Raw genomic sequence first — 3844 nt, forward strand, 5'->3', positions numbered from 1 at the left:
ACTCCTTTTGTCGATTGTTTTTTGGGGGGGGTTACCTCATAAGTTATAATGGACCAAATTTTCCGTCATTGCGAGGAACGTAGTGACGAAGCAATCTCAGGATATTTGACGAGATTGCCAAGCAACCTACGACTCTTAGCTCATTACGATTAGAGTATACTTATAAAAAATAATACTGGAGCGGTTAAAATAATACTATCAAATCTGTCTAATACTCCTCCATGACCAGGTATTATATGACCGCTATCTTTAATATTAAATTTTCGCTTAAAATATGAAATAAATAAATCACTTGATTGAGCTATTAATGCTAATATACAACTAATTATACACAAATAAACTTTATTTGAAAAATAGTAATTTTCAATATGAAAGTTTGGTATAAAACTAGCTAATACCGCAACCAAACCTGCTGATAATACTCCGGTAACTAAACCGCTCCAAGTTTTTTTAGGACTGATTTTTGGAGCAAGTGTTGCTCCTTTAAAAGTTTTGCCGCCAATCATTGCAAAACTATCTACCGACCAAATTATGCAAAAATAAAGCATAATAAGCCATCTATTGGTATCTTCCATACTTAAAAATATTAATAGGCTTATAGGAATCGGAATAATCATTAGCCCGATTAATAGATAAGGAATAGAAGAATAGGTCATATTATACCATTCACTTAACATTCCCATACCCACTAATATCATTAGAATATAGAATAAAGGCTTAAACCATAATATAGCTATAACAAATAACGGCACTAAAACTATACCGGACAGGATTCTTAAATATATATTTTGTTTATCTTTTGCCAAATGTTCTGTTCCTTTTTGAGTAATCATTTATAGCTTCTATTATATCATCTTTATTAAAATCGGGCCAATATTTGGGTGAGAAATATAATTCAGCATAAGCTGCTTGCCAAAGCAAGAAATTACTGATGCGATAAACCCCACCCGGTCTTATTAATAAATCTACATCCGGCATTTCAGGATCATATAAAGCGCGTCCTATATCGCTTTCACTTATTTCTTTTTTACCGCTTGCAATAATTTTTGTGCAGGCATCAACTATTTCTTGACGACTTCCATAACTAAAAGCTATACAAAGCGTTATTTTATTATTATTTTTTGTTAATTCTATAGCATTATTTATTTGTTTTTGCAATGAGCTACTTAATAAATTAAGCCTACCTATTACTTTTATTTTAACGCCGTTTTTATGTAAACTGTTTAATTCATTTTTTAAATAAATACTTAATAATTTTATTAAGAAATCTACCTCCGTGCTTGAACGTTGCCAATTTTCGGAAGAGAAAGTATATAAAGTTATATAAGGTATATTAAGATTAATAAACTCAGGCAGTAATTCACGAATTTTATCGGCGCCTAGCTTATGTCCTTCAGATTTTGTTAAGTTATGCCGATCTGCCCAACGAGCATTACCATCCATTATTATTGCTAAATGTTTTATGTTAGTCATTATTTTATATTTTAAATTTTGCTGCATGAATAGATTTTCCTGTCATTGCGAGCGACTGCAAGGAGCGCGGCAATCTCAGGAGTCCTACTTTATGAGATTGCTACGCCCTAGGCTTTGCCTCTCCTCGCAATGACATCGGCGTCATATTCTAGGTATTTCGATTCTTACCGATAACCCGCCTAAATCCTTGCTATCTTCTAAATAAATAGAGCTTTTATGATCGTTTATTATTTCTTGAGTAATAGCAAGCCCAAGTCCTACATTGCTTGCATTATCAAGCTGTCTTGCTTTATCCGATCTATAAAACGGTTTAAATACAAGGTGTTTTTCCGTATCATCTATACCGGGACCGTTATCCTCAATAATTATAGCTACCGTAGATGAATTATCTGTCAAAGATATTTTAATTTTATTTCCATATTTTATAGCGTTACCGATTAAATTAGACAAAGCTCTTTCAAAAGAATTCGGTTTAATTCGTACTTTTGAATTAACTATATTATTAAGTTTTATAAATTCAATATCTACATGTGACCATTTATTTAAAAAATGTTCTATCCAAGGTAATAATAAAATTTCTTCAAATTCTTCTGTACTTTCACCTTTAGCAAAATCTAAATAAGCACTTATCATTTGCTGCATAGTTAATATATCTTGTTTTAATCCTGTAATTTCTTCACTTTCTTCCATCAATTCAAGTTGTAGCTTCATTCTTGTTAAAGGAGTTCTAAGGTCATGCGAAATCATAGCAAGCATAGTGGTTCTTTTAGTAATTTGTTTTTCAATACGGGCTTTCATTTTTAAAAAAGCAAGCCCTGCTTTTCTTATTTCTAAAGCTCCTGAAGGTTTGAAATTTTTGTCTTTTAAAACACCTCGACCAAATTTATCCATGCTATCCGCAAGAGTGATTATTGATTTAATTTGATTTTTGGAGAAAATAATAGAAATAGAAAGTAATATAACAGTTAAAGATATAATCCATAAAACAAATATATATACTGTAGGATTAAGTAGTAATTTTGCAGGAAAAGTAATATATAATATTCCATCTTTTAATTCTAAAAATACTTCGATTTTATTTTCTTTATTTAGTTTAACTATATTTTTTTCATGGATTTTTGTAGCTAAAATATTTTTAAATATAGTTAGAGGCTCACTTAATTTAGGTTGTCTTATAGATAACTTTTTATTAAGCTGAAATTGATAAGATAAATTAAGATAATTTTCCGATAAATGGGTTATCTCTCTTGAATTATTTTTATGTTCTTTAATCAGTGATTCTATTTCATTAATAATAATAGTACTAGTATAGTATGAAACATTATACCAATGACGATCGTAAAACAAAAATATAGCAACAATTTGTCCTATTAAAATCGGAATGATTATTATGAACATAAATCGTACAAATAATGTTCTCGGTAATAATTTAGATATAAAGTGCATAGCCCTCATTACGCACGGTTTTTAAATATTTCGGCTCTTTTGGATTATCTTCTAGTTTACTTCTTATTCTTGTAATTTGTACGTCGATAGAACGCATACTAAGCCCACCCATAATTTTTGAAAGTTCAAAACGACTAGTAGATTTACCGGAATTTTTTATTAATATCTCAAGTAATTTTTGTTCGGTAGAGCTAAGAGATATGATTTGATCGTTCTTAGTGAATTCCTTTGTATCAAAATTATAGAAATTATTGCCGAATTTAATTATATTCATTTCTTTTTTAAAGTTATTATAATTATTAATTAAATTATTTATCCGAAGTAATAATTCTCGTGGTTCAAAAGGTTTAGTTATATAATCAGAGGCACCGGCTTCAAGTCCTTTAACACGGTCATCGACTTCCGATAAAGCAGTAAGCATAACTATAGGAATATTATTACCGGCATCCCTTATAGTAGTAGCAAAATCAAGCCCTGTTATTTCAGGTAACATAACATCTAAAATAATTAAATCATAATTAGAAGTTTTTAATAGATTTTTAGCTTCTATGACTGAGCTTGCCGTTGATACTAAAAACTCATTTTTATTTAAAAACTGCTTTAAAAGTGCTAATATTCTGCTATCATCATCTACGATTAAAATATGTGCTTTATATGGTTGCATGTATACTCATTTAATTTGAAAATTGGTGTCGTTGCTTGCATGAATAACGAGTCGTCATTGCGAGCAGCCGTAGGCTGGCCTTGTTGCGTAGATATAAAAAAAGTAGCTGCGAACTAAGAAAAGTAGTAAATCGACAAAAAACTTAACCACAAGTGTGTATGTCAAAGCTACAAAAAGTTTGCAACTGGAAAGAATATAACAGAAGTTTAAAGAAAAGAGGAACAATAATTCTCACATTTTGTGAAGAATATTTAAAAGAGT

4 protein-coding genes are annotated in these 3844 nt (G+C 30.1%); all 4 read right to left on the minus strand.

Annotated features, from left to right (window positions below):
- Nucleotides 1-149: 149 nt before the first annotated feature.
- The 4 genes from KYQ89_RS00775 to KYQ89_RS00790 all read right to left on the minus strand — a co-directional run bounded on the left by KYQ89_RS00775 (nt 150) and on the right by KYQ89_RS00790 (nt 3583).
- On the minus strand, nt 150-833 hold the full coding sequence (locus KYQ89_RS00775; protein ID WP_218459920.1) for a phosphatidate cytidylyltransferase: 684 nt from the start codon (nt 831-833) through the stop codon (nt 150-152).
- Nucleotides 793-1500 (minus strand): polyprenyl diphosphate synthase, encoded by a 708-nt coding sequence (uppS, locus tag KYQ89_RS00780; RefSeq protein ID WP_218459921.1) that lies wholly within the window; start codon nt 1498-1500, stop codon nt 793-795. Before uppS ends, KYQ89_RS00775 begins: the two co-directional genes overlap by 41 nt.
- A 114-nt stretch (nt 1501-1614) precedes the next feature.
- Nucleotides 1615-2919, minus strand: coding sequence for an ATP-binding protein (locus tag KYQ89_RS00785; RefSeq protein ID WP_218459923.1), 1305 nt, complete (start codon nt 2917-2919; stop codon nt 1615-1617).
- The gene (locus KYQ89_RS00790) at nt 2903-3583 is read right to left on the minus strand and encodes a response regulator transcription factor (RefSeq protein WP_218459925.1); all 681 of its coding nucleotides are present in this window, start codon (nt 3581-3583) and stop codon (nt 2903-2905) included. Before KYQ89_RS00790 ends, KYQ89_RS00785 begins: the two co-directional genes overlap by 17 nt.
- Nucleotides 3584-3844: the final 261 nt, after the last annotated feature.

This window comes from Rickettsia sp. TH2014 (assembly GCF_019249195.1).
Classification (GTDB): Bacteria; Pseudomonadota; Alphaproteobacteria; order Rickettsiales; family Rickettsiaceae; genus Rickettsia; species Rickettsia felis.

Bases quoted from the DNA above. Each gene is read 5' to 3' on its own strand.
- KYQ89_RS00775 (WP_218459920.1), bottom strand. From the start codon at position 833: ATGATTACTCAAAAAGGAACAGAACATTTGGCAAAAGATAAACAAAAT.
- KYQ89_RS00790 (WP_218459925.1), bottom strand. From the start codon at position 3,583: ATGCAACCATATAAAGCACATATTTTAATCGTAGATGATGATAGCAGA.
- uppS (WP_218459921.1), bottom strand. From the start codon at position 1,500: ATGCAGCAAAATTTAAAATATAAAATAATGACTAACATAAAACATTTA.
- KYQ89_RS00785 (WP_218459923.1), bottom strand. From the start codon at position 2,919: ATGCACTTTATATCTAAATTATTACCGAGAACATTATTTGTACGATTT.